The sequence below is a fragment of the Thermodesulfobacteriota bacterium genome (assembly GCA_040756475.1).
GTDB lineage: Bacteria > Desulfobacterota > Deferrisomatia > Deferrisomatales > JACRMM01 > JBFLZB01.
Map to the genome: position 1 here is coordinate 1 of JBFLZB010000326.1, position 2,685 is coordinate 2,685.

Annotated in this window: 3 protein-coding genes; 2 read left to right on the plus strand and 1 reads right to left on the minus strand. The window is 72.0% G+C overall.

Going from position 1 to position 2,685, the window contains the following annotated elements; all coding sequences use genetic code 11:
• Both lnt and prfB read left to right on the plus strand, forming a co-directional pair.
• Nucleotides 1-1,008 (plus strand): apolipoprotein N-acyltransferase (lnt, locus tag AB1578_23260; GenBank protein MEW6490817.1); only part of this gene is annotated, 1,008 nt, incomplete at its 5' end.
• Nucleotides 1,009-1,014: 6 nt separating this feature from the next.
• Nucleotides 1,015-2,125 (plus strand): peptide chain release factor 2 gene (gene prfB, locus AB1578_23265; GenBank protein MEW6490818.1). Its coding sequence is split into 2 segments (ribosomal slippage): nucleotides 1,015-1,077 and nucleotides 1,079-2,125, totalling 1,110 coding nucleotides; the frame shifts between segments, so codons are not numbered across the junction.
• A 31-nt stretch (nucleotides 2,126-2,156) separates the two neighbouring features.
• Here prfB and AB1578_23270 read toward each other — a convergent pair.
• Nucleotides 2,157-2,685: hypothetical protein (locus AB1578_23270; protein ID MEW6490819.1), on the minus strand; the 529-nt coding region annotated here is incomplete at its 5' end.

The following is a 2,685-nucleotide window of genomic DNA, read 5'->3' on the forward strand; positions in this document are numbered from 1 at the left end:
GGGCCGGCGTCCGTGGTGCTGGCTGCCGGCGCCTGTCTCGCCGCTGCCGCCCTTTGGGCGCTCCCGTCTCCCTTGCCGCCGCCCGTGGGGGAGCTTCGGGCCGCGGCGGTGCAGGGCAACATCGATCAGTCCCAGAAGTGGGACCCCGCCTACCGGCGCGCCTCCCTCGAGACCTACGCGGCGCTTTCCCGGGCTGCGGCCGAAGCCGCTTCGGGAGGCCGCGGAGGAGCGCTGGATCTCCTGCTCTGGCCCGAGACCGCGGTGCCCCTCCATGCCCAGGACCCGGGGCCCGAGCGCCGGGGGCTGGAGGCCCTGTCCCGCGAGCTGGGGGTCCATCTGGTGTTCGGGGCTCCCGCCTACGAGCGGCGCGGCGAGGCGGTGGAGTATCGAAACGGGGTCTTCCTCCTGGACCCCGAAGGCCGCCTTGCGGGGCGCTACGACAAGGTGCAGCTCGTGCCCTTCGGCGAGTACGTGCCCCTGGGCCGCTACCTCCCCTTCGTGAAGAAGCTCGTGGCCGGGGCGGGCGACTTCACGCCGGGACCTGCGGCGGTGCCCCTGCCCCCCCAGCCGGGGCTCCCGGGGTTGGGAGCGCTCGTGTGCTTCGAGGTGATCTTCCCCCACCTGGCGTCGCGGCTCGCGGATCGGGGTGCCCAGGTCCTGGTGGTGGTCACCAACGACGGCTGGTTCGGCCGCACCCCGGGACCCCACCAGCACCTGGCCTTTTCCGCGTGGCGGGCCGCCGAGACCGGCCTGCCCCTGCTGCGCTCCGCCAACACCGGCGTGAGTGCGGCCTTCGACGCCCGGGGGAGGCTCCTGGGGGCCACGGAGCTCCAAGCTCGGGAGACGCTCTCCGCCACCCTCGCCTACCCCCCGCCCCATCGGACTCCCCAGCACCGCGTCCGGCCCTGGGTGTGGCCCGCGTCCCTTTGCTTGGCTCTGCTGGGACTTTCTGCTAGCCTCTTGCGTTTTCCCGGCCTTCGCCAGGCGAGCATCGAGCCCCAGAGGTGAGCACCCATGGACATCCAGGAGAAGACCCAAGACCTGCGCCGGCGCCTCGACGACCTGTGGAGGCATCTTTGACCTGGCGGCCAAGGAGAAGCGCGCCGAGGAACTGGACGACCGGATGGCGCGACCCGACTTCTGGGAGGACCCGGAGGAAGCCGCGTCCGTGAGCCGGGAGCGCCCCCGGGTGCGCTCCGAGGTGGATGAGTGGAAGCGCCTGCACCACGAGGTGGAAGACTGCGTCGTCGCGGCCCTGCTCCTGGAGGAGGAGGAAGACCCGGATCTGCGCCGCGACACCGAGCAGCGCCTCGAGGCAGCCGAGGCGGGGATTCGGGCCATCGAGTTCCGCAAGATGCTCTCGGGACAAGACGACGGGGGTAACGCCATCGTCGCCGTCAACGCCGGGGCCGGGGGCACCGAGGCCCAGGACTGGGCCGAGATGATCCTGCGCATGTACCTGCGCTGGGCCGAGGCCCGGGGGTACGAAACCGAGGTGGTGGACCTGCTTCCCGGCGACGAAGCAGGCATCAAGAACGCCACCTTCACGGTGGCCGGGCCCTATGCTTACGGCTACTTGAAGGCCGAAGCCGGCGTCCATCGGCTCGTGCGCATCAGCCCCTTCGACGCCCAGGCCCGCCGCCATACCTCCTTTGCCAGCGTGAGCGTCTACCCGGAGGCGGGCGACGAAGCCGAGGTGGAGGTGGAGGACAAGGACCTGAAGGTCGACGTCTACCGGGCGAGCGGTGCGGGGGGCCAGCACGTGAACAAGACGGAGTCGGCGGTGCGCATCACCCACCTCCCCACCGGCATCGTGGTGGCGTGCCAGAGCGAGCGAAGCCAGCACAAGAACCGGGCCAACGCGCTACGCATCCTGCGGGCCAAGCTCCTCGACCGGGAGCGCCAGGAGCGGGAACGCAAGCGCGACGCCCTGGAGGCGGAGAAGAAGGACATCGCCTGGGGCAGCCAGATCCGCTCCTACGTCCTCCAGCCCTACCAGAAGATCAAGGACCACCGCACGGACCTGGAAGAGGGCAACGTGCAGCGGGTGCTCGACGGGGACCTGGACGAGTTCATCGAGGCCTACCTGCTCATGGCCGTGGAAGGCCGCAGCGGGGCCGCCTGAGAGCTTCCGAAAGGGACCGCCCCGGCTGCCCTCACTCCGTCTGGAGCATCCGGCGATACCGGTCCAGGGTCTGGCGCTTTTCCCGGGGAAGGACGCTGCCCAGGTCATCGGGGGAGGGGGACTGGAGCTCTTCGAGCCGGCGGCGCGCTGCCTCGGCCTCGTCGCCGGAGGGGTGGGCGGCCAGGAACCGCTCGTAGGCCTCGGGGGAATCGGCCGCCTGGGTCTGGGCCCACAGGATTTCGAGGGTGGTCGGCGGCGGCGGGGGGAGGGACCGGGGCGCTGCAACCTCCGCAGGGGCAACCTCGGCAGGGGCAACCTCGGCAGGGGCGGCCTCGGCGGGAGTAGCCGGCACCGCCGCCAGGAGGGCGGCCGCCCGTCGGCGCGCCTCCTCGGCCTGGGGGTGCGCGGGGAACCGCTCGCGGAAGTCCACATAGGCCTGGGGGGTGTCGGTCCGGTCCGCGGCGTTCCAGGCGGTGTCCGCCACCGCCCGAGCGCTTCGCTCGGCCTCTTCCCGCTGGGCCCGGCGCCTGTGCTCTTCCTCTCGGGCCGCGCGCTCGGTT